The sequence below is a fragment of the Halomonas lysinitropha genome, assembly GCF_902500215.1.
GTDB classification, from domain to species: domain Bacteria; phylum Pseudomonadota; class Gammaproteobacteria; order Pseudomonadales; family Halomonadaceae; genus Halomonas; species Halomonas lysinitropha.
On record NZ_CABVOU010000027.1, the window covers coordinates 48,429 to 70,360 of the forward strand.

A 21,932-nucleotide genomic window follows, 5' to 3' on the forward strand; every position below is an offset into this window, starting at 1 on the left:
CGGGAGCTCAGCACGGGTAGGACGTACGGATCAGCCACTGGCGGGGCACGAAGTCGCTGGTGCACAGTACCGGCTCGGGGCTCAGGATTCGCGTGCCCAGGAGAGCAAGGGCTTCGCGCGTATTGCTGGACTTGGCCGGGAGCTGTTCGGAGGTCTCGACCGATTGCCAGCTGCCGCTCTCGCGAGTGGCCAGGGTGAAGGTGAAGGGGTGGAAGCCGGGAAAACCGAGCCGCAGATCGGTGGCCACCAGCGTCTTGCGGCCGTCGATCTGGCGGGTCTCGTAGCGCAGGAAGGGGCCGGCGAACCAGTCGAGCCGCTGACCGCGTGCCGTGCCGAGTGCCGTCGCCTCTAGTGGGGCGCCACGGGCATAGGTCTCCAGCTGGGGTACGCTATCGCCGTCGAGCACGCCCGCCAGCGCTTCGTGATAGTGCTCGCCGTCGGCGACCGTGACCCGCCACAGCAGGATATTGAAGGGGGTTGGCTGGACCAGTCGCGGCGCCTCCTGCAGGCCATTGTCGGCCAGTACCGGTTCGATACGCGATTCGACCAGCTGCTTGGCGCCGACGGCCAGCACCAGGTAGGCGCAGGAGAGGGCCAGCCCCCAGCGCGTTGCCCGCTGCACCTTGCCGCTGACCAGCGCTACGCCGATACCTGCCAGCAGCAGCAGGCTGTAGAGCGGGTCGATGATAAACACGATGGGCCAGGCCGCGGGACGCTCCTCCATTGGCCACCAGAGCTGGGTGCCGTAGGTGGTCAGGGCGTCGAGCAGCGGATGGGTCAGCAGGATGAGCCCGAAGAAGAGCCCCCAGTGGCGCAGGGAGATATCCCGGGCCGCGGCAAGGCGCGCCGAGAGCAGCGCCAGGGCGATGGCCAGTCCCGCCAGTACGAACAGCGAGTGGGAGAAGCCGCGGTGTTCGGTGACGTTGGCCACGGCATCGCCGTAGTCGATGATCACGTCCAGATCGGGCAGGGTGCCGAGGGCCGCGCCAAGGAGGACCGCCTTGCGGCCCAGCCGCCGGCCGAGCACGGTCCCGCCGATTGCCGCGCCCAGGGCGGCCTGGGTAATCGAATCCATCGAGAGGCGTTCCTCGCAGCGAGAGTGCCCGGTTATGATGCCACGGTCGATGTCTGGGTTCTCCTAAACTCCCCATAGACAGGAGCTATCTCGATTCATAGCAAGAGGCGCCGGGGATAATCCGTAGGGGGGGTCCTACGCCAGGGGTGAGGAGCACTGCTCCGAACGGGCTGGCCATGGATGGCCAGCACCGGACCTGCAAGCGGAGCGGGACGCGAGAGCGCAGCAGGGCGTCGGTAGCGTACAAGGAGGTATTCACAGCGCCTCCCCGATGGCCCGACACTTCGGGGATTATCGACGGAACAGCCCCGAGTGACTGCGATAGCTCTTTTCTCAGGCCTGAGCCCAGGGCGGCCTCGCGGCCAGGATACGCGCCTGCACCGGGCAGTCGTCGCGGTGGGCGCCGGGGAGGTAGCCGGTGCTCATCAGCAGCTCGCCGACGATCTCAGGACCGGTGAAGCGAAAGGTCCGTTTGAAGAGCTTGACCCAGTCGGCGTGGGGGAGCGGATGATGGTGGTCGAGCCAGGCGTGCAGGCTGCCGTGCTCGCCCTGCAGCGCCTGAACCACCCCGGCATTGTGGATCACGGCATCGACCTTGAGACTATTTCGGATGATGCCGGCATCGGCCAGCAGCCGCGCCCGTTCGGCCTCGCCGTAGTTGGCGATGCGGTCGATGTCGAAGCCCTCGAAGGCGGCCCGGAAGGCCTCGCGCTTCTTCAGCACGGTCAGCCAGGAGAGCCCCGCCTGGTTGATCTCCAGCACCAGGCGTTCGAAGAGAGTTCGGTCATCCGTCACCGGGAAGCCGTATTCGTGGTCGTGATAGGGCCCGTGGAACGGATGCCCGGGGGCCAGGTCGCAGTAGTGGCTCACGCTGTTGCTCCAGGGGGTAGCAGTGGGGTCTAGAGATAGCCGACAATCGTGCCGATACCTTATATCGGGGAGTGCCCGTCATGACATCATCGCTACGCCTGACCCTCGCCGGCGCTCTGCTGGCCGTTATCGCCATCCCTGCCTGGGCCGAGACGCCCGTGGTGGAGATGCACAAGGACCCGAACTGCGGCTGCTGTACGGCCTGGGCCGAGCACCTGGAGGCCGAGGGCTTCGAGGTAAGACAGCACGAGACCCGCGATATGCGGGCGGTGAAGATCGAGCATGGTGTCTCGCCCGGGCTCGCTTCCTGCCATACCGCGGTGGTGGATGGCTACGTGATCGAGGGTCATGTCCCGGCGGCCGACATCCGTCGCCTGCTGGAGGAGCGTCCGGACGTGGCGGGCCTCGCGGTGCCGGGGATGCCCCATGGCTCCCCCGGCATGGAAACCGGACGCCAGGACGACTACGCGGTGCTGGGCTGGTCTCACGACGACCGCACGCCGGCGATCTTCAACGAGTACACCCAAGACTGAAGCGACAGGAGTTCCCCATGCAGTATCTGCACACCATGGTGCGCGTCAGCGACCTCGACGCCTCGCTGCACTTCTACTGCGACCTGCTCGGCCTGACCGAGGTGCGTCGCAAGGAAAGCGAGAAGGGTCGCTTCACCCTGGTCTTCCTGGCCGCCCCGGAGGACGAGGCGCGCTCCGCCGAGCTCAAGGCGCCGGAGCTGGAGTTGACCTGGAACTGGGACCCGGAGGAGTACACCGGCGGGCGCAACTTCGGCCACCTGGCCTACCGGGTGGACGACATCTATGCCCTCTGCGAGCACCTGCAGGCGAACGGCGTGACCATCAACCGTCCGCCCCGGGATGGTCACATGGCCTTCGTCAGGAGCCCCGACAATATCTCCGTCGAGTTGCTGCAGAAGGGGGATCCCCAGGAACCGAAAGAGCCCTGGGTGTCGATGGAGAACATCGGCACCTGGTAATCGTAAGGGACAGGCGGTCGGGCGGCAGGCTCAATCCGGCCGCCAGGCCATGCGTCCGCTGCCCAGGAAGACCAGCGCCAGGGCGCCGAACAGGAAGAAGCCCTGCAGTTCCAGGGCCCAGCCGCCGTTGCCCTTGAAGGCCGTGAGTTCCCCCATGTGCACCAGGAAGATAGCCACCACCATGTTGGCGGCCATCAGCAGCCCCGCCACGCGGCTTCGCCAGCCGATCAGCGCCATCAGCGGCGCCACCACCTCGCCGATCAGCACGCCGTAGGCGAGTACGGTCGGCAGGCCCTGACCGGCCAGGGTATTGCCGACCCAGGTCAGGTTGCCCGGGTCGAGCAGCTTGGTCAGCCCGTGAGGGAGCAGCAGGCCGGCCACGGTGAGTCGCAGGATCAGCTTGCCGAGGGCATCGTTGTGAAGCGCTTGGAGCATGCGGGGCCTCGTGGGGGAGAAAAAAGGAAGATACCATGATGATCAAGTCGTTACGCGACACCTTGCTGCTGGCGGCTGTCGCCCTGCTGCTGGCCGCCTGCAGCAGTCCCCCGGCTCCCCGGCTCGATGAGCCCGCGGCCCGGCTCGAGGGGCCGGTGGTCGACCAGCGCTGGAACCTGCTGCTGGTGGGCACCAACGAGCGCCTCGAGATGCCGGAGCGCCCCCATTTCGTGATCGACCGCGATGGCCGGGTGAGTGGCAGCGACGGCTGCAACCGACTCACCGGCCGGGCCGCGCTGGGGGAGAACAACCGCATCGCCTTCTCGGACCTGGCCACCACCCGGCGGGCCTGCCCCAACGCCGACGATGCCGCCCGGGTGACCGGCATGCTGGAGAACGCCTACCGCTACCTGATCGACCACGACCGGCTGGTGTTCTTCGGCCCCGATCAGCGGGTGCTGGGCGGCTGGCGCCGCGCCAACGGCTAGCTCCTGAAGCGCACAAGACGGCGCCGCCCCGAGGGCGGCGCTGTTGTATCCGCTCAACGCCTTAGCGTCGTTCTGCCGTCATCGGGGCCGTTAGCGATTTTCGGCCGGGTTCGGGGCCGTGTAGATCAGAGCGCGGCGATCTTGTCGCGCTGTTCGGCCAGCAGGCGGCGCGAGGCCTGAAGGTCCGCCAGCTTGCCGCGCTCCTTCTCGACCACCGCCTCGGGGGCCTTGGCGACGAAGCTCTCGTTGCCGAGTTTCTTCTCGATGCCGTCGATCAGCTTGTCCTGCTTGTCGAGCTCCTTGGCCAGACGGGCGAGCTCGGCCCCCTTGTCGATAAGGCCGGCCATGGGCACCAGCACCTCCATCTCACCGACCAGCTGGGTGGCCGAGAGAGGCGCCTGTTCGTGATCGTAGAGCCACTCGACGCTTGCCAGCTTGGCGAGCTTGGGCAGTACGCGACGGTTGGCCGCCAGGCGCGCCGGGTCGTCCGTGCCGCCCTTGGTAAGCAGCACGTCCAGTGGCTTTCCCGGGGCGATGTTCATCTCGGCGCGGATGTTGCGCACCGCCACGATCACGCCCTTGAGCCACTCGATGTCCCGTGTCGCCGATTCGTCGACCCTGCTCTCATCGGACTGCGGCCAGGGCTGGACCATCAGGGAGTCCCCCTCGCCCTGCCGGGTGCCGGCCAGCGGCGCGACGCGCTGCCAGATCTCCTCGGAGATGAAGGGCATCATCGGGTGGGCCAGGCGCAGGATCGCTTCCAGCACGCGGACCAGGGTGCGGCGTGTGCCGCGCTTGGCCTCGGCCGAGGCCTCCTCATCCCATAGCACCGGCTTGGAGAGTTCCAGGTACCAGTCGCAGTACTCGTTCCAGACGAAGTCGTAGAGCGCCTGGGAGGCATGGTCGAAGCGGAACTCCTCCAGGGCCCTGGTCACCTGGGCCTCGGTCTGCTGCAGGCGCGAGACGATCCAGCGGTCGGCCAGCGACAGCTCGACGGGATCATCTCCCAGGCCGGTGTCCTCGCCCTCGGCGTTCATCAGCACATAGCGTGAGGCGTTCCACAGCTTGTTGCAGAAGTTGCGGTAGCCCTCCAGGCGGCCCATGTCGAACTTGATGTCGCGCCCGGTGGTGGCCTGGGAGAGAAAGGTAAAACGCAGGGCGTCGGTGCCATGGGGCTCGATACCCTCGGGGAACTCGGCGCGGGTGGCCTTGGCGATCGCCATGGCCTTCTGCGGCTGCATCAGGCTGCCGGTGCGCTTCTCGACCAGCGTCTCCAGATCGATGCCGTCGATCAGATCGATGGGGTCGAGCACGTTACCCTTTGACTTGGACATCTTCTGACCCTGGCCGTCACGCACCAGGCCGTGCACATAGACCTGCTTGAAGGGCACCTCGCCCATGAACTTGCCGGTCAGCATGATCATTCGCGCGACCCAGAAGAAGATGATGTCGAAGCCGGTGACCAGCACGCTGGAGGGATGGAAGGTCGCCAGCTCCGGTGTCTCTTCCGGCCAGCCCAGGGTGCCGAAGGTCCAGAGCCCGGAGCTGAACCAGGTATCCAGCACATCCTCGTCCTGGCTCAGTTCGAGGTCGGCCGGGAGGTCATGTTTTTCTCGGGCCTCCTGCTCGCTTCTCGCCACGTAGACGTTGCCGTGCGAGTCGTACCAGGCGGGGATGCGGTGGCCCCACCACAGCTGGCGGGAGATGCACCAGTCCTGGAGGTCGCGCATCCAGGCGAAGTACATGTTCTCGTAGTTCTTGGGCACGAACTGGATATCGCCCTTCTCCACGGCCTCGATGGCGGGCCTGGCCAGCTCCTCGACGGCGACGAACCACTGGTCGGTGAGCAGCGGCTCGATGACGTCGCCTGAGCGGTCGCCATAGGGCAGGGTGTTGCTGACGGTCTCCACCTGCTCGAGCAGGCCGGCGGCCTCCATATCGGCGACGATGCGCGCCCGTGCGTCGAATCGATCCAGGCCGGCGTAGGCCTCGGGCAGGCTCGGGTCGACATCGGGCAGCGGCCGGCCCTGGATGTCGAAGGCCTCGGCACGGGCCAGGATGGCGGCGTCCTGGGTGAAGACGTTGATCAGCGGCAGACCCTGGCGGCGGCCTACCTCGTAGTCATTGAAATCGTGGGCCGGGGTGATCTTGACGCAGCCAGAGCCCTTGTCCATGTCGGCATGCTCATCCGCCACGATGGGGATACGCCGACCCACCAGTGGCAGCTCGACAAACTTGCCCACCAGCGAGGCGTAGCGGGGATCCTCGGGATTGACCGCCACGCCGGTATCGCCGAGCAGGGTCTCGGGGCGGGTGGTGGCGACGACCAGGTGGTCGAGGCCGGCGTCGGTGGTCGCGCCGTCGGCCAGCGGGTAGCGAAAGTGCCAGAAGCTGCCCTGCTGGTCGCGGTTCTCCACCTCGAGATCCGAAATGGCGGTGTGCAGGGTCGGGTCCCAGTTGACCAGGCGCTTGCCGCGGTAGATCAGGTCCTCCTCATGGAGGCGCACGAAGACTTCCTGTACCGCCTTGTAGAAGCCATCGTCCATGGTGAATCGCTCGCGCGACCAGTCGACGCTGGCGCCCATGCGGCGTAGCTGGCGGGTGATATGGCCGCCGGATTCGTGCTTCCACTCCCATACCTTGTCGATAAAGGCGTCTCGCCCCAGGTCGAAGCGGGTCTTGCCCTCCTCGGCGGCAATCTTGCGCTCCACCAGCATTTGCGTCGCGATGCCGGCGTGGTCGGTGCCTACCTGCCAGAGGGTGTTGCGACCCTGCATCCGCCGCCAGCGGATCAGGGTATCCATGATGGTGTCTTGAAAGGCGTGGCCCATGTGCAGGCTGCCGGTCACGTTGGGCGGCGGGATCATGATCGAGTAGGGCGTGCCCTCGCCGGACGGGGCGAAGCGATTGTCGGCTTCCCAGCGCTCGTACCAGCGGGATTCGATCTGCTCGGGTTGGTAGGTCTTGTCCATGGGCGTTCCGGGTCGAGGAGGTGGCACCGACCCATGGCAGCTCGTCTCACGGGCGCTGCCAGGGTGCCGGGGTGCTGAAAAAATGGGCCTGATTATAGCTCGAGGGGCAGCCTGGCGTCAGCCCGCCAGGCCCTTGAGCTTGTGGGGTGTGACTCGGTAGCCGCGCTGCTTGTAGGTCTGCCAGCACTCGCGCTTGGCGGTGAGCACGTCCTGGTGCTGGTTGATGATCTCGGCGACCCGCTCGAAGCGCGAGAACCATTCCGGGATCCCGGGGTGGAGGTTGAGCAGCGCCTGGGGCGGCTCGCCGTCCATCGGCAGGTCCTCCCAGCCGATGGTCACCGGAACATCATCGGCCAGGTCACTGCCGAGCACGGCGTGGGGCACGTAGGCGTCGGCCCGAAAGGTCCAGAGCCGGTCATCCAGTTCCCGGGCCATTGCCTCGTCCTCGGCATGCAGGTGCAGCCGATAGCCCTTGCGGTAGATCGTTTCGGCCAGCCGACAGGCAAAGTCGAGACGTGCCTCAAGGGTGGTGTCGGGGAGTATGTAGAAGTCGACCTGGGTCATCCTACAGCTCGTTGCCATTCTCCACGCTGCGTGTCTCCTCCTCACGATCCAGCAGGTACTGGGTCAGCAGTCCCACCGGGCGGCCGCTGGCGCCCTTCTCCTTGCCGGAGGACCAGGCCGTGCCGGCGATATCCAGATGCGCCCAGGGGAACTTGTCGGCGAAACGCGAGAGGAAACAGGCGGCGGTGATGGTGCCCGCCGGACGGCCCCCGATGTTGGCCAGGTCGGCGAAGTTGGAGTCGAGCTGCTGCTGATACTCGTCCCACAACGGCAGGTGCCAGGCGCGGTCCCAGGCGGTCTCGCCGGCATCGAGCAGGTCCAGTGCCAGGTCGTCGTCATTGGCAAGCAGGCCGGTGGCATGGTGACCCAGGGCGATGATGGCGGCCCCGGTAAGGGTGGCGATGTCCACCACGCTGGCCGGTTCGAAGCGCTCGGCATAGGTCAGGGCGTCGCACAGCACCAGGCGGCCCTCGGCGTCGGTGTTGAGGACTTCCACCGTCAGACCCTTGAGGGTCTTGATGATGTCGCCGGGCTTGGTGGCGCGGCCGTCGGGCATGTTCTCGGCGGCGGCGACGATCGCCACCAGGTTGATCTTCGGCTTGATCGCCAGCACCGCGGTGACGGTGCCGAACACGCTGGCGGCTCCGCACATGTCGAATTTCATCTCGTCCATGGCCTCGCCAGGCTTGAGCGAGATGCCGCCGGTGTCGAAGGTGATGCCCTTGCCGACCAGCACGTGGGGCGCCTCGCTGGCGCTTTCGGCGCCCTGGTACGTCATGACGATCAGCCGGGAGGGCTGCTCGCTGCCCCGGCCCACGGAAAGCAGGCTGTGGGCGCCCAGGCGTTCCAGGGCCTCCTCGTCGAGGATCTCCACGGACAGCGCCCCATCGGCGGCATGGCCGAGTGCCTCGGCCTGTTCTGCCAGATAGCGCGGGGTACAGATGTTGCCGGGCAGGTTGCCCAGGGTTCGCGTGGTGGCCACGCCCCGACCGATGGCGTCACCAATGCGCCCGCCCTGGCGGGCGGCTTCGGCATCGCCGTGTTCGCTGACCAGCAGGGTGATGCGGGAAAGCTGTGGCGAGGGGGAGGGCTCGGACTTGAACTGGTCGAAGCGGTACAGGGCGCGATGGGCGGCCTCGGCCACCATGCGGGCCTTCCAGTCGCAGGATCGCTCTGATACCGGCACGTCGGTGAAGGCCACGGCGATGTCATCGATAGGCAGCGCCGCCAGAGCGGTGAAGGCGGCATCGAGTGCCTTGCAAAAGGCGCCTTCCCGGCAGCTGTTGCGCTCGCCGAGGCCCACCAGCATCAGGCGGTCGGCGTTGAGCCCCGGTGCGAAGGGAACCAGCAGCACATTGCCAAGCCTGGCGTCGAAATCACCGCGCTCGATCAGCTGGCCGATCAGCCGCTCGCTGACATCGTCGAGCTTGGCGGCAGCGGGCAGCAGGTCGCCGTCCTTGAACACCGGTACCACGAGACAGGCCGTCTCGGCCTTGGCGGGATTGGCCGTCTGGACAGGGAATTCCATGGTGACTCCACAAGACAAGCGATGGGGGATTCTGGATAATGCCGGCACGTTGCCGAGTCATGCCAGTGTACCCAAGGCAAGGCGTCATTGCATGGAAGATGGCCGGGCCCCGCGGGGTGCCGGGCCGGGAGACAGCGTTGATCATATTCCGTTACCTGACCCGCGAGATCCTGCTGACCATGTCCGCCGTGGCGGGTGTGCTGTTGCTGGTGATCATGGGCAGCCGCTTCATCCGCTATTTCGCCAATGCCGCCGAGGGTGAGCTTCCGGCCAGTATTCTCGGCACCCTGATGCTCTTTCATCTGCCGGGGTTTCTCGAGCTGATTCTGCCGCTTGCCTTCTTTCTGGGTATCCTGCTGGCCTATGGCCAGCTCTACCTCAACAGCGAGATCACCGTGCTGGTGGCCTGCGGCACCAGCCCCAACCGCCTGCTGCAGGTCAGCCTGGTGCCAGCGACGGTGGTGGCGATCCTGGTGGGAATGTGCAGCCTCTGGCTGACCCCCGCCGGCGCTCTGCACAACGAGATACTGATCGAGGAGCAGCGCAGCCAGCTCGACTTTTCTGCCCTGGTGCCGGGACGCTTCCAGGATTTCGGCGGCGGTCGTACGGCCTATACCGAAAGCCTCAGTAACGATAAACAGGAGATGCGCCAGGTCTTTATCAGCGAACGGCAGTCGCGAGGCGACGGTACACCGGAGAGCGTGGTGACTCGGGCCGGAAGCGGCTACCAGACCGTCGATGAGGCGACCGGCAGCCGTTTCCTGGTGCTCGCCGATGGCGAGCGGTATAGCGTCGATCCCGGGCGGGCCGAGGCCGAGCGGCTGGCGTTCGGGACCTATGCGGTGCGCCTATCGAGAGCGGCCGAGAGCCCCGAACTCGATTCGCCCGAGTACGCCACGACCCTTGCGTTGTTCACCGATGATGGCCTGCCGGCGCGGGCACAGCTGCAGTGGCGGCTGGGTCTGCCGCTGATGGTCTTCATCCTGACTCTGCTAGCCATGCCACTATCCCGGGTCAATCCCCGACAGGGGCGCTTCGCCAAGCTGCTGCCGGCCATCTTCCTCTACGTGGCCTATCTCAGTCTGCTGCTGGCGGCGTTGGACGCCATTGGCCGTGGCAGCTGGCCGGTAGCGATGGGAATGTGGCCGATCCATGGCGGCTTTCTGGCCATCGGCCTGGTCATGATGGTTCGGGCTCAGCAAAAGGGAATGAGTGGATGATCATCGACCGGCTTGATCGCTACATTGCCCGCAACGTGCTGGGTGCCATCATCGTGGTGCAAGTGGTATTGCTGGGCCTGGACCTGGTCATCACCTACATCAACGACCTCGGTGACATAGAGGGTGATTACGGCGCCTTCCAGGTACTGCTCTACCTGCTGATGCGTCTGCCCTGGCGCTTCTACCAGTACGCGCCGGTAGGCGTATTGATTGGGGCGCTGGTCGGCCTTGGCAGCATGGCCTCGAGCAATGAGCTGACGGTGATGCGTGCCGCCGGGCGCTCGCTGGTCCGTATCCTCTGGGGCGTGATGAAGCCCATCATCCTGGTGATCCTGATCGTGCTCTTCATCGCCGAGTTCGTCAGCCCTCGCACCGAGCAGTTCGCCAGCGCATGGCGCCTCGAGCAGATGCAGGGCGAGGGTGCAGTGCTCACCGAGCGCGGTGGCTGGCAGCGCGAGGGCGACAACTTCTACCGCTTCGGCGCCATCCGCGCCGATGATACCGTGCTCGACCTGACTCGCTACCGATTCGAGGGGAATGTCCTGCGCGAGGCGACGAGTGCCCGACGGGCGGTATGGCGTGATAACCGCTGGGAGCTGCAAGATGTGGCGCTTACACGCTTCGAGCAGGCGCGTACGCAGGTCGAACGCCATGACACCCTGGCTTGGGAAACCGCCATGACGCCGGCCCAGCTCAATCGTTTGCTGCGTGACGTGGAGAGCCAGGCACCCAGCGAGCTGTGGGCCTATGCCCGCTATCTGCGTGACCAGGGTCAGCAGGCGACACAGCCGCTGCTCTATTTCTGGCAGAAGATGCTGATGCCGCTGACCATGGCGTCGCTGGTGCTGGTGGCCGCCTCCTTCGTGTTCGGCCCCCTGCGCACCGTGGCTGCCGGCACCCGGGTCTTCTACGGGGTGATCACCGGTCTGGTCTTCAAGTACCTGCAGGATCTGCTGGGTCCGGCCTCCATGGTCTTCGGCTTCTCGCCGGCCTGGGCAGTGCTGGCGCCGACCCTGCTGTGTGCTGGGGTGGGATTCTATCTATTGCGCCGTACAGGCTGAGCCGAGGGATTCATGCAACGACGCTTCGACCATCTCGACGACACCTGGCCGGCCGGCCTCGGCCGGCGACTGGGCGCCATGCTATATGATGGACTACTGGTGCTGGCGATCTGGATCGTCATGGCCTCGGCGCACCTGGCCGTGGTGCGGTTGTTGCTGGAGGTGCCGGCGGAGGCGGTGGGCGCGGGACTCGCCCAGGTAATCACCTTGCGCCTGGTGATGGCCATCAGCGCCTTTGCTTTCTTCGCCTTCTTCTGGACTCGCGGTGGCATGACGCTGGGCATGCAGGCATGGCGGTTGCGGGTGCAGACTCGCGATGGCTGCTCGATCACCGGCTTACAGGCACTGCAGCGTTTCCTGGTCGCCGGCATCTCGCTGGCCGCCTTTGGCCTGGGGTATCTGTGGATCCTCGTCGATGCCGAGAAGCGCAGCTGGCCGGACATCGCCTCCGGCTCTCGGGTGGTGGTCCTCCCCAAGCGTCGTTGACGGGCATGAGGTGCACCATGACTGATCTCTGTCAGGTTTTTTTGCAGGAAACTGCTTGCGATCACCCATGCGAATCATTTACATTCAGTTCATGATCAGCGTGAGGTGATGCCATGTATGTCTGTCTCTGCAAGAACGTGACCGATCACCGGATCCGTGGGGCCGTGGAGGACGGAGCGCGCAGTTGGCGCGAGGTCCAGCAGGTAACGGGGTGCGGGACTCAATGCGGCAAGTGTGCTGGTATCGGCAAGGACATCACCCGCGAAGCGATCAGGGACGAGCTCAGAGCTTCGGCAGAGGGGCTCGCCTACGCCGTCTAACGACAATCGCTATCGTTCGCCTTTATTTTAACAAGCCTATGATTTGATTGAGTTTTGAGTGATATTGCCTAGACTGTGAGGGTACAGGCTGGCCAGCCTTTGATCACCGTGCCAAGCTGGCAGTCAGCATCCTGTCAATCATGATCGAGGTAATGAGATGAAAGGCGACAGCAAGGTTATCGAACACCTGAACACCGCGCTCGGCAATGAACTGGTAGCCATCAACCAGTACTTTCTGCACGCCAAGATGTACAAGGATTGGGGTCTGAAGGCGCTGGCCAAGTGGGAGTACGACGAGTCTATCGAAGAGATGCAGCACGCCGACAAGCTGATCGAGCGTATCCTCTTCCTTGAAGGCGTACCCAATCTCCAGGACCTCGGCAAGCTGAACATCGGCGAGAACGTGCGTGAGATGCTCGAGTGCGACCTGAAGATCGAACATGAGGGCCGCAACGATTACATTGAGGCCATCACCTACTGCGAGCAGGTCAAGGACTACGTCAGTCGCGATCTTTTCCGGGATATCCTCGCCGACGAGGAAGAGCATATCGACCATATCGAGACCGAACTTGGCCTCATCGACAAGGTGGGTCTAGAGAACTACCTGCAGCGGCAGATGCAGGAGGCTGGCGAGGAGTGATCGCCGCCTGACCCCCTCCCGACTTTCAATACCGGCGCCCCTAGTGGCGCCGGTATGGCTTCCAAGTCGCTTGTCCCTGACGAAGGCCTTCCCCGGCTGACGCGTCCCAAGATGTTCCGAATGTTCTACGCTGGTGCATAGTCATCGTGTAACCCTGGGCTTCGACCTGTGACGGTGCGCTTCCGTCGGGGTGGCTGCCGCGTCATGGCGCACTATCCCTGACCGAGAGGTCAGGTGCTCCACCTGGCAGGTTTCCTGCATGACAACAATCACCAACAATCTGAGCGAGGACCCTCTTCATGCGTCGACACCTTTCCCGAACCACCGGCTTGCTGGCTGCCATGCTGGGCTTTTCTCTCACGGGCGCCTCCCTGGCCGACGATACGCCCATTCGCTTTCAGCTCGACTGGCGTTTCGAGGGGCCTTCGGCCCCCTTCCTGATGGCCGTCGAGCGCGGCTATTTTGCCGAGGAGGGCCTCGATGTCCAGGTGGACTCGGGAAGCGGTTCCGCCGGCGCCATCAACCGGGTGGCGTCGGGTGCCTATGAGATGGGCTTCGGCGACCTCAACGCCCTGATCGAGTTTCTCGCCGAGAATCCCGATGCTCCTGGCATCCAGGGCGTCTACGTGGTCTACGACGGTTCCCCGGCCACGGTCTTCGCCCGCAAGGACCGCGGTATCGCCTCACCGCAGGATCTCGCCGGCAAGACCCTCGGCGCGCCCACTTTCGATACCGGCTATCGGGCCTGGGGGATCTTCGCCGCCGCCAATGATCTCGACGCCGATGCCGTCGAATGGCAGAACGTCGATCCTACGCTTCGTGAGACCCTGCTGGTTCGCGGCGACGTGGACGCCATCACCGGCTTCTATTTCACCAGTCTGCTCAATCTGGAAGGGCGGGGCATGGGCAGGGACGAGCTCACCATCATGCCGTTCCCGGAATATGGGGTGCCGCTCTACGGCAATGCCATCATCGCCAGCGAAGCCTTCGCCGAGGAGAACCCCGAGGCCGTCGAGGGCTTCCTGCGGGCCTTCAACCGTGCCCTCGAGCAGACCCTGGCCGACCCGGATGGCGCCATCGCCTACGTGCACGCCCGCGACGGCCTGATCGACAGGGATCTGGAGACGCGGCGCCTCAAACTGGCCATTGAGGGCGCCATCGACACCCCCGATGCCCGTGCCAACGGTGCCGGCGCCGTGGACGAGGCGCGCCTGCGCGAGTCGATACAGCTGGTGGCCGATGCCTATGACCTGCCGTCGGTGCCCACCACCGATCAGGTCTTCGATTCGTCCTACCTGCCGCCGCAGGAGGATCGCATGATCTTCCCCGAGGCGCCGTGACGATGGCGTTCGTCGATTTCGACCGGGTGAGCCTGGCCTACGACGACAGCGGTAACGCCATCGAGGACATCACCCTCTCCATCGGGGAGGGTGAGTTCGTGGCCTTCGTGGGACCCAGCGGCTGCGGCAAGTCGACCTTCATGAAGCTCTGCACCGGGCTCCACGGGCCAACCACGGGCAGTGTGAAGGTCGATGGTGAGCCGGTGGGAGGGCCTCTGAAGATCTCCGGCATGGCCTTCCAGAACGCCAACCTGCTGCCCTGGCGAACCACCCTGGACAACGTCCTGCTGCCCCTGGAGATCGTCAAGCCCTACCGTTCGCAGTTCCGCAGGCGCCGCGAGGAGTTCACGGGCTGGGCCCGTGACCTGCTGCGTACCGTGGGTCTCGACGGCTACGAGGATCAGTTTCCCTGGCAGCTCTCCGGTGGCATGCAGCAGCGTGCCTCCATCTGTCGGGCGTTGATCCATCGTCCGCGCCTGCTGATGCTCGACGAGCCCTTTGCGGCCCTGGATGCCTTCACCCGCGAGGAACTCTGGTGCGTGTTGCGTGACCTCTGGGAGGCCCACCATTTCACCGTGGTGCTGGTCACCCATGATCTTCGCGAGGCCGCTTTTCTAGCGGATACCGTCTACGTCATGAGCCGCCGGCCGGGACGTATCGTCGAGCGCCGCCATATCGACCTGCCGCGACCCCGGGAACTGGCGATCACCTACGAGACGCCCTTCATTACCCTGGTTCAGGAGCTGCGGGCGCAGATCGGCGAGATACGCAGCACCTGAGTGAGGAGCCTGTATGCGCATCAACGAGAGAACCCTCGAACGCCTCGCTCCCTGGGTGGCGGTGGTGGTCCTGGTGGTGATCTGGGAGGCGGTCGTCCGTCTTCTGGATGTGCCGGAATTCCTGTTTCCCGGTGCCTGGGCGACCGCACAGGCACTGGTGACCTATGCCGGCCCCATCGGCATGCACTCCTGGCAGACCTTCTGGACCACCATGGCCGGCTTCGGAATCGGCGTAGCGGTGGGGCTGGCGCTGGGCTTCATCATCGGCTCCTCGCGCTTCCTCTACCACGCCTGCTATCCGCTGCTGGTGGGTTTCAACGCCATTCCCAAGGTGGCCTTCGTGCCCATCCTGGTGGTGTGGTTCGGTATCGGTTCGGTGCCGGCGATTCTCACCGCCTTCCTGATCTGCTTCTTCCCCATCGTAGTCAACGTGGCCACCGGCCTGGCCACCCTGGAGCCGGAACTGGAGGATGTGCTGAGGGTGCTCGGTGCCCGTCGTATGGACGTCCTGCTCAAGGTGGGGCTGCCGCGCTCGCTGCCCTACTTCTTCGCCTCGCTGAAGGTGGCCATCACCCTGGCCTTCGTGGGAACCGTGGTCTCGGAAACCGTGGCCTCCAACCAGGGCATCGGTTACCTGATGATGAGCGCCGGCTCGCAGATGCGCATGGCGCTGGTGTTCGCCGGGCTTATCGTGATCAGCGCCATGGCCATGGTGATGTACGAGCTCTTTGCGCTGATCGAGAAGCGGATGACAGGATGGGCGCACCGCGGCCAGCGTTAGGAAGCTAGAACGCCTTCTCCAGGGCGAAGCGGGGTACCGGCTCGCCCTGGACCTCGACGGTCTCCAGGAACATGTCCAGGGGGCGGACCCAGAGACCGTAGTCGCCGTAGAGCGCACGGTAGGCCACCAGCGGCTCCTCGGTCTCGCTGTGCCGGGCAACGCCGAGTACCTCATAGAGTGGGCCCTTGTAGTGGCGGTAGATGCCAGGCCGGGGGGCCTTGTGTTCCATGGGAGTGCTCCTCTGCTGTTCTTGACGGCATGGTCTGACGAGCGATGTCAGGGCGGGGTGTGAGCGTGTCTTGTCAGCCGGGACAGCACCCGGGCGGCGGCGGTGAAGCCGAAGCTGCCGGTGACGAAGGTCGCTGCCCCGAAGCCCGAAGCGCAGTCGAGGCGTGTGGATTCCCCCTCTGAGGGCTTCTGGAAACACACTTCCCCGTCGCTGCTCGGGTAGACCAGCTGCTCGTCGGAGTAGACGCACTCCACCGAGAAGCGCCGCTTGGGGTTGCGCGAGAAGCCGAAGTCGCGCCGCAAGCGGGCGCGTACCTTGGCGAGCAGCGGATCATGCTCGGTGCGGGACAGGTCGGCCACGCGGATGCGGGTCGGGTCGGTCTGGCCTCCCGCGGCACCGGTTACGGTGATCGGCAGCTTGCGTCGCTTGCACCAGGCGATCAGTGCCGCCTTGGCGACCACGCTGTCGATGGCATCGACCAGATGATCGGCATCGGTCGGGATGCGCTTGGCCAGATTCCCAGGCGTGACGAAGGCGGTGTCGGCCACCACCTCGATGCCCGGCTGGATCGCCCGGCAGCGCTCGGCCAGCACCTCCACCTTGGGGCGGCCGATGGTGCCATCCAGGGCGTGGAGCTGGCGGTTGACGTTGGACACGCAGACGTCGTCGAGGTCGATCAGCGTCAGCTTGCCGATACCGGAGCGCGCCAGGGCTTCCACCGTCCAGCTGCCCACTCCGCCCACGCCCACCACTACCACATGAGCGCGTCGGAAGTGTGCGACGGCACGCTGGCCATAGAGCCGGCGGATGCCGCCGAAACGGGCGTCGTAGTCATCCTGGATAGCGGCAGACGCGGTGAAGGTAGCCGAGTCGGTCATGGCATCGCGCTCCTGCGGTCATGATGTCGGGGCGGTGCGGGCAGGTGACCCGACCAGCCGAAGCGCTCGAAGAGGGTCGTCATGCAGGCATCCAGGGGGCAGCAGAGATCGAGGCGACGCCCGCTCGCCGGATGGTCGAAGGCCAGGCCCACTGCCGCCAGCAACAGGCGAGGGCATTCCAGATGCTCTGCGAAGAAGCGATTGTGATTGCCCTTGCCATGCTTGGCATCGCCGATGATCGGGTAGCCACGCTGGGAGAGGTGGCGGCGGATCTGGTGGCGGCGCCCTGTCTGTGGTCGAGCCTCGATCAGCGAGTAGCGGCTCTGTGGATATCGATCCACCTGAATCGGCAGCTCGACGCTGTCGAGCCGGCGGATCTCGGTCACGGCCTCCATGGCCGGCATCTCGGCCTTGGGGCGGCGGCCATCCTCCTCACGCAGCGGGTAGCTCAGCCGCTCCTGCTGCGGGCCGATGCCACGCACCACCGCCAGGTAGCGTTTTTCCACCCGGCGCGCCGCGAAGGCCGCCTGGAGGCTTGCCGCGGTATTCGGGTCGAGGGCGAAGACGATCACCCCGGACGTTGGACGATCCAGACGGTGGACGGGGTAGACCCGCTGGCCGAGCTGATCGCGCAGCCTTTGCAGCAGGAATTCGCGCTCGCCGCGGGCAAGTTGGCTGCGATGTACCAGCAGGCCGGCCGGCTTGTGCACGGCGACCAGATGGTCGTCCTGGTGGAGAAGGCTCAGCGGTGGCGTCATCGAAGCACTGTCACGGGATCCAAGGGGCGTCATTGTCGCTGGCAGGCGTCGTGCTGTCATCCCGTCCATGCTCAGCGGCAGTGAAAGTCCGGCGTGATGCCGGCATGGCCGCTAGGCTGGTCGACATGAGATACCGTCTACATCTGGGAACCCTGCTGATGGCGCTGAGCCTGCTCCCCGCTCTGCTCTCGGGATGTGCCAGCCTGAATCGCCACCATGAAGCCCTGCTGGTGCTGGGCGATCTCTCGGCGGGCCGCGAGGATAGCCGGCTGAAGCGTCGCACCGAGCCGCCTCGCCGGGAAGGCATCGAGTATGCCCGGCAGGGTCGCGACTATCGGGCGGATGTCTACCATCCGCCGGAGCCACGCCGGGGGTCGCTGATCCTGGTGCATGGTTTCACCGAGCAGGGCCGTCGTGATCCACGCCTGGTGGCGCTGGCGAGGACCCTCGGCCGCGTGGGCTTCACGGTGATGGTGCCGGAACTCGACGGGCTGCGGGACTACTCCATCAGCACCCGCGAGGTGGCGGCGATCGTGGACGCCATCCACCATGCCACCCGAGCGGGATCCGAGGCGCCGACGCGCACGGCGGTGGCGGCGGTCAGCTTCGCGGTGGGGCCGGCGTTGATTGCCGCCATGGACGAGGAGGTGGCCCCGGCGGTGAGCTTCGTGGTGGCCGTGGGCGGCTACTACGACATGACGGACCTGTTGCGCTATATCACCACCGGTGAGGATCGCGGGTCTGCTGGTCAGCAGGCGCCTCCTCCGCAGCGGGAGGCGCGCTGGGCCGTGTTGCTGAGCCAGTTGCACTGGCTGGAGGATGCTCAGGACCGGACGCTACTGGAAACGATCGCTCGGCGCCGGCTGGCGGATCCCCAGGCGCCGGTGGCCGATGAGGTGGGCCGGCTGGGGGCGTCGGGGAGGGCGCTCCTTGAGCTGGTCACCAACGAGGATCCGCGACGCGTCGAGGCCCTGATCGACAGGTTGCCGGCAGCGCTGGCGAGAGAGCTCGAGGCGCTGGACCCCTCGCGGCAAGCGCTCGACAGGCTGCAGGCCAGGCTGGTGCTTATCCACGGCCCGCAGGACCCGATGATCCCGATCAGCCACAGCCGGCGCCTGCGTGATGCCCTGCCACAGGGTCAGGCCCGCCTCTTCGAGACCGAGGCGCTGCAGCACGTGGCGGTGTCGACGGACTGGCGGGATGGCTGGGGCCTGTGGCGTGCACTGGTGCATGTGCTGGCCTTGAGCGAGGAAAATGGCGAGGGCGGATGAAGCCGCTGCCTCGAGCGCCACCATGGTCGCCTCGCCTTGCGCTGCACAATTCGTCATGCTGGGGCACCTCTGCCTGGAGCCCGAACATGAAGCATTCTCCCCCTTACCACCTTGCCGCCACCGTGCTGCATGGCTTCGACGAGTACCGCTCGCGTTTCAAGCAGATCACCGCGGATGCCAGCCGCCGCTTCCGGGATGCCGCCTGGCGCGAGGCCCAGAAGGCCTCGGCGGAGCGCATCGACCTCTACGACGAGAAGGTCCAGGAGACCCTGGCCAGATTGAGGCGGACCTTCGACTCAGACCTGCTGACGGGATTCGAGTGCTGGCGGGAGGCCCGACAGCATTACGCCGAGCTGATTGATCAGCGGCTGGACTACGAACTGGCCGAGACCTTCTTCAACTCGATATTCTGCTCGCTCTTCCATCATCGGCACATCCACAACGACTGGATGTTTGTCTACAGCTCCCGTGATCGGGCGGCACACCACTCTGGCCTGGAGCTGTGCCGCCATCGTCGGGTGGGTGGCGATTGGGCGGCGGGACTGCGTTGGGCCCTGGGCGAGGCGCGCTTCGAGACGCCCTTCGTCGATCTCGAGCACGACGCCGCCCTGGGCAGCGAGATGCTGCATCGGCTGCTGCCCAGCGCCCTCCTCGAGGACCCCGATGCCGAGATCGAACTGATCAAGAGCGTCTTCTACCGCAACAAGGGTGCCTACCTGGTCGGTCGAGTGCTGGGCGGCGGGCAGCAGGTGCCGCTGGTGCTGCCGGTGCTGCACGAGGAGGGTGAGGGGCTGCACCTGGATACCGTGCTGATCGAGCAGGATGAGGTCTCGATCATCTTCTCCTTCACCCGCGCCTACTTCCAGGTCAAGGTGGTGGTCCCCAGCGAGTTCGTTCACTACCTGCAGGAACTGATGCCCGACAAGCCCCAGGGCGAAATGTATGCCGCCATCGGCTTCTTCAAGCACGGCAAGACCGAGTTCTTCCGGGCCCTCAACCGGCAGGTCGCCAAGCGCGAGGACAAGTTCATCATCGCCCCCGGGGTGCGTGGCATGGTCATGGCGGTCTTCGTGCTGCCGTCGTTTCGCACCGTGTTCAAGGTCATCAAGGACCGTTTCGATCCGAGCAAGGACATGAGCCGCGAGAACGTCCGCGAGAAGTATCGCCTGGTCAAGCGCCATGACCGCGTGGGGCGCATGGCCGATACCCAGGAGTTCTCCAACTTCATTGCTCGCCAGGACCACTTCGATCCCGAGTGCCTTGAACACCTGCTTGAAGTGGCCCCCTCGACCGTCTATCTGCGCGGCGACAAGGTGGTCATCAAGCACTGCTACACCGAGCGCATGATGACACCGCTCAACCTCTACCTCGAGCAGTGCGACCCAGGCGAGACCCGGGCGGTGCTCAAGGATTACGGCAACGCCATCAAGCAGATGGCCGCCGCCAATATCTTTCCCGGTGACATGCTGCTCAAGAATTTCGGGGTGACACGACACGGTCGGGTGGTCTTCTACGACTACGACGAGGTGTGCTATCTCACCGAGTGCAACTTCCGGCACATTCCCGAGCCGATGTACCCGGAGCAGGAACTGGCCGACGAGCCCTGGTACTCGGTGGGGCCCCACGACATCTTTCCCGAGGAGTTCGGTCCCTTCCTGTTCGCCGACGTCAGACTGCGCAAGCTCTTCTACCAGCTCCACCCGGAGTTGTTCGACGCCGACTACTGGAAGGGGCTGCAGCAGGCGATCATCGACGGTCGGGTGATCGACGTCTATCCCTATCGCAACAAGCAGCGCTTTGCCGGGAATGACGACAACGGCCTGGTTCACTAGGCTTTGGCACTCGGGCTTTTATGCGTGCGCGCGCCGGGGCGTATTGGTGACGCGCCTGCAGCGTCCTGGGGTTACCGCCGAGCTGTCACGGCGCGCTATGCTGGAGGCGACCGAGGCGCTTTGCTTCTCTCTCAATCCCAAGGAGAACGCCCATGTTGGATCTCATCTCCCACCCGGCGGATCATGTCGTGGCGTTGAAGGCGAGTGGTGTGGTGACGGCTGAAGAACTGCAGCGCGCCATTGATGCCATCGAGGCCGCCAAGCGGGCCCACCCCAAGGTCAGCCTGATGGCCGAACTCGACGATCTGCGCTTGATGACACTACCTGCGCTGATGAAGGACATCGGCTATGGCCTGACCCAGCTCGGCAATCTCGATCATTATCACCGGGCCGCCGTGGTCACCGATCAGGCATGGGTCAAGCAGATCGCTCAGCTGGAAGATCGTCTGTTCAAGGTCGTGGAGATCGGTACCTTTGCCAAGAGCGATCACGCTGCCGCCATGGCCTGGGTCGGTGAACTGCCCAAGGGCGACCACGAGGATCCCGAAGAAGACGGCTATCACGGGGCTTAAGAGAGCGTCGTTGAACGGCAACGGTCAGCAGGCGCCAGAGTAGAGAGGTGGGGAATGGCGGAGCAGCATGGGCCGCATCTTGTGGTGTTCACTGGTGCGGGTATCAGCGCCGAGAGCGGTATCCAGACCTTCCGGGCCAGCGATGGCCTGTGGGCCGATCATGCCATCGAGGATGTCGCCACGCCAGACGCCTGGCGACGTGATCCCGAGCGCGTACTGCGCTTCTACGATATGCGCCGCGAGCAGGTGCGCCGGGCCCGTCCCAACGCCGCCCATAAGGCCCTGGCGGCGCTTGAAAAGCAGGGCTTCCGGGTCAGCATCATCACCCAGAACATCGATGACCTGCACGAGCGTGCCGGGTCGCGCCAGGTGCTGCATCTGCATGGCGAGATCCTCAAGGCGCGATCTTCGGTCGATCCACGCATGCACTATCCTTTGCCCCGCGGCGGCATCCGCCTGGGGGACACCTGCGACAAGGGTAGCCAGCTGCGCCCGGACGTGGTGTGGTTCGGCGAGAGCGTGCCGCACTTCCTTGATGCCTGTGAACTCGCCGCCCAGGCCGACCTGCTGCTGGTGGTCGGCACCTCGCTTGCGGTAATGCCGGCCGCCTCGCTGCTCGATCATGCGCCCCTGGAGGCCCCCTGCGTGCTGGTCGACCCCGAGGCCGATGCCCTGGCGCCGCCGGGCGTTGCCCGTCTCGGTCAGCCGGCGGGCAAGGGCGTGCCGGCGCTGGTGCGCCACTGGAAGCGTGAGGGTCGGCTCTGGCTGCCGGAGTCGCTGCTCGGATAGGAAAGGGGCAAGACGCAAGACGCGCAAGGCCCATGCTAGAATGCCGCTCCCTT

The 21,932-nt window shown here is 65.4% G+C and carries 24 protein-coding genes; 15 read left to right on the forward strand and 9 right to left on the reverse strand.

Annotated features, from left to right (window positions below):
- Window positions 1–7 precede the first annotated feature (7 nt).
- Complete coding sequence (locus HALO32_RS04735; protein WP_151442637.1) at window positions 8–1,075, reverse strand: metal-dependent hydrolase; 1,068 nt, start codon at window positions 1,073–1,075, stop codon at window positions 8–10.
- A 333-nt stretch (window positions 1,076–1,408) separates the two neighbouring features.
- Window positions 1,409–1,945, reverse strand: coding sequence for a DNA-3-methyladenine glycosylase I (locus HALO32_RS04740; protein ID WP_151442638.1), 537 nt, complete (start codon window positions 1,943–1,945; stop codon window positions 1,409–1,411).
- Window positions 1,946–2,025: 80 nt separating this feature from the next.
- Between HALO32_RS04740 and HALO32_RS04745 the strand changes: the two genes are divergently transcribed.
- Together HALO32_RS04745 and HALO32_RS04750 are read left to right on the forward strand one after the other, a co-directional pair.
- A complete protein-coding gene (locus HALO32_RS04745; RefSeq protein WP_151442639.1) occupies window positions 2,026–2,478 on the forward strand; it encodes a DUF411 domain-containing protein in 453 nt (150 codons plus the stop codon).
- 17 nt (window positions 2,479–2,495) lie between these two features.
- Entirely contained in the window at window positions 2,496–2,936 is a 441-nt protein-coding gene (locus tag HALO32_RS04750; protein WP_151442640.1) for a VOC family protein, read from the forward strand.
- Window positions 2,937–2,966: 30 nt separating this feature from the next.
- On the opposite strand, the gene HALO32_RS04755 is transcribed toward HALO32_RS04750, so the two are convergent.
- The gene (locus HALO32_RS04755) at window positions 2,967–3,371 is read right to left on the reverse strand and encodes a DoxX family protein (RefSeq protein WP_151442641.1); all 405 of its coding nucleotides are present in this window, start codon (window positions 3,369–3,371) and stop codon (window positions 2,967–2,969) included.
- Between the two features lie 38 nt (window positions 3,372–3,409).
- On the opposite strand from HALO32_RS04755, the gene HALO32_RS04760 reads away from it, so the two are divergent.
- A complete protein-coding gene (locus HALO32_RS04760) occupies window positions 3,410–3,859 on the forward strand; it encodes an META domain-containing protein (RefSeq protein WP_151443110.1) in 450 nt (149 codons plus the stop codon).
- Between the two features lie 125 nt (window positions 3,860–3,984).
- On the opposite strand, the gene HALO32_RS04765 is transcribed toward HALO32_RS04760, so the two are convergent.
- From HALO32_RS04765 to HALO32_RS04775, 3 genes are all read right to left on the reverse strand, one after another.
- Window positions 3,985–6,831 carry a valine--tRNA ligase gene (locus HALO32_RS04765; RefSeq protein ID WP_151442642.1) on the reverse strand — a complete coding sequence of 949 codons (2,847 nt, stop codon included), beginning with the start codon at window positions 6,829–6,831 and terminating at the stop codon, window positions 3,985–3,987.
- Between the two features lie 117 nt (window positions 6,832–6,948).
- Window positions 6,949–7,395 carry a DNA polymerase III subunit chi gene (locus HALO32_RS04770; protein WP_151442643.1) on the reverse strand — a complete coding sequence of 149 codons (447 nt, stop codon included), beginning with the start codon at window positions 7,393–7,395 and terminating at the stop codon, window positions 6,949–6,951.
- Window position 7,396: 1 nt separating this feature from the next.
- A complete protein-coding gene (locus HALO32_RS04775; RefSeq protein ID WP_151442644.1) occupies window positions 7,397–8,923 on the reverse strand; it encodes a leucyl aminopeptidase in 1,527 nt (508 codons plus the stop codon).
- A gap of 137 nt (window positions 8,924–9,060) precedes the next feature.
- On the opposite strand from HALO32_RS04775, the gene lptF reads away from it, so the two are divergent.
- The 8 genes from lptF (at window position 9,061) to HALO32_RS04815 (ending at window position 15,550) form a co-directional block, all read left to right on the forward strand.
- Window positions 9,061–10,143: an LPS export ABC transporter permease LptF gene (lptF, locus tag HALO32_RS04780; RefSeq protein ID WP_192576434.1), complete on the forward strand. Its 1,083-nt coding sequence runs from the start codon at window positions 9,061–9,063 to the stop codon at window positions 10,141–10,143.
- Window positions 10,140–11,204, forward strand: a complete 1,065-nt coding sequence (gene lptG, locus HALO32_RS04785; RefSeq protein WP_151442646.1) for an LPS export ABC transporter permease LptG — start codon at window positions 10,140–10,142, stop codon at window positions 11,202–11,204. Before lptF ends, lptG begins: the two co-directional genes overlap by 4 nt.
- Before the next feature lie 12 nt (window positions 11,205–11,216).
- A complete protein-coding gene (locus HALO32_RS04790; RefSeq protein ID WP_151442647.1) occupies window positions 11,217–11,690 on the forward strand; it encodes an RDD family protein in 474 nt (157 codons plus the stop codon).
- Window positions 11,691–11,803: 113 nt separating this feature from the next.
- Entirely contained in the window at window positions 11,804–12,010 is a 207-nt protein-coding gene (locus HALO32_RS04795; protein WP_151442648.1) for a (2Fe-2S)-binding protein, read from the forward strand.
- A 157-nt stretch (window positions 12,011–12,167) separates the two neighbouring features.
- Entirely contained in the window at window positions 12,168–12,650 is a 483-nt protein-coding gene (gene bfr / locus HALO32_RS04800; protein ID WP_151442649.1) for a bacterioferritin, read from the forward strand.
- 299 nt (window positions 12,651–12,949) lie between these two features.
- Window positions 12,950–13,990 carry an ABC transporter substrate-binding protein gene (locus HALO32_RS04805; RefSeq protein WP_151442650.1) on the forward strand — a complete coding sequence of 347 codons (1,041 nt, stop codon included), beginning with the start codon at window positions 12,950–12,952 and terminating at the stop codon, window positions 13,988–13,990.
- A 2-nt stretch (window positions 13,991–13,992) separates the two neighbouring features.
- Window positions 13,993–14,769, forward strand: a complete 777-nt coding sequence (locus HALO32_RS04810) for an ABC transporter ATP-binding protein (protein WP_151442651.1) — start codon at window positions 13,993–13,995, stop codon at window positions 14,767–14,769.
- 13 nt (window positions 14,770–14,782) lie between these two features.
- Window positions 14,783–15,550, forward strand: coding sequence for an ABC transporter permease (locus HALO32_RS04815; protein WP_192576435.1), 768 nt, complete (start codon window positions 14,783–14,785; stop codon window positions 15,548–15,550).
- A 4-nt stretch (window positions 15,551–15,554) separates the two neighbouring features.
- On the opposite strand, the gene HALO32_RS04820 is transcribed toward HALO32_RS04815, so the two are convergent.
- From HALO32_RS04820 to HALO32_RS04830, 3 genes are read right to left on the reverse strand one after another with little or no spacing between them, the layout of a single operon-like run.
- Window positions 15,555–15,779: a DUF1653 domain-containing protein gene (locus HALO32_RS04820; protein WP_151442652.1), complete on the reverse strand. Its 225-nt coding sequence runs from the start codon at window positions 15,777–15,779 to the stop codon at window positions 15,555–15,557.
- Between the two features lie 47 nt (window positions 15,780–15,826).
- Window positions 15,827–16,657, reverse strand: coding sequence for a tRNA cyclic N6-threonylcarbamoyladenosine(37) synthase TcdA (gene tcdA / locus HALO32_RS04825; protein WP_151442653.1), 831 nt, complete (start codon window positions 16,655–16,657; stop codon window positions 15,827–15,829).
- Complete coding sequence (locus tag HALO32_RS04830; protein ID WP_151442654.1) at window positions 16,654–17,415, reverse strand: pseudouridine synthase; 762 nt, start codon at window positions 17,413–17,415, stop codon at window positions 16,654–16,656. Before HALO32_RS04830 ends, tcdA begins: the two co-directional genes overlap by 4 nt.
- A gap of 125 nt (window positions 17,416–17,540) precedes the next feature.
- Between HALO32_RS04830 and HALO32_RS04835 the strand changes: the two genes are divergently transcribed.
- From HALO32_RS04835 to HALO32_RS04850, 4 genes are all read left to right on the forward strand, one after another.
- Entirely contained in the window at window positions 17,541–18,686 is a 1,146-nt protein-coding gene (locus HALO32_RS04835) for an alpha/beta hydrolase family protein (protein WP_151442655.1), read from the forward strand.
- Window positions 18,687–18,772: 86 nt separating this feature from the next.
- Complete coding sequence (gene aceK / locus HALO32_RS04840) at window positions 18,773–20,518, forward strand: bifunctional isocitrate dehydrogenase kinase/phosphatase (protein WP_151442656.1); 1,746 nt, start codon at window positions 18,773–18,775, stop codon at window positions 20,516–20,518.
- Between the two features lie 152 nt (window positions 20,519–20,670).
- The gene (locus tag HALO32_RS04845; protein WP_151442657.1) at window positions 20,671–21,090 is read left to right on the forward strand and encodes a SpoIIAA family protein; all 420 of its coding nucleotides are present in this window, start codon (window positions 20,671–20,673) and stop codon (window positions 21,088–21,090) included.
- Between the two features lie 54 nt (window positions 21,091–21,144).
- The gene (locus tag HALO32_RS04850) at window positions 21,145–21,879 is read left to right on the forward strand and encodes an SIR2 family NAD-dependent protein deacylase (protein WP_151442658.1); all 735 of its coding nucleotides are present in this window, start codon (window positions 21,145–21,147) and stop codon (window positions 21,877–21,879) included.
- Window positions 21,880–21,932 lie beyond the last annotated feature (53 nt).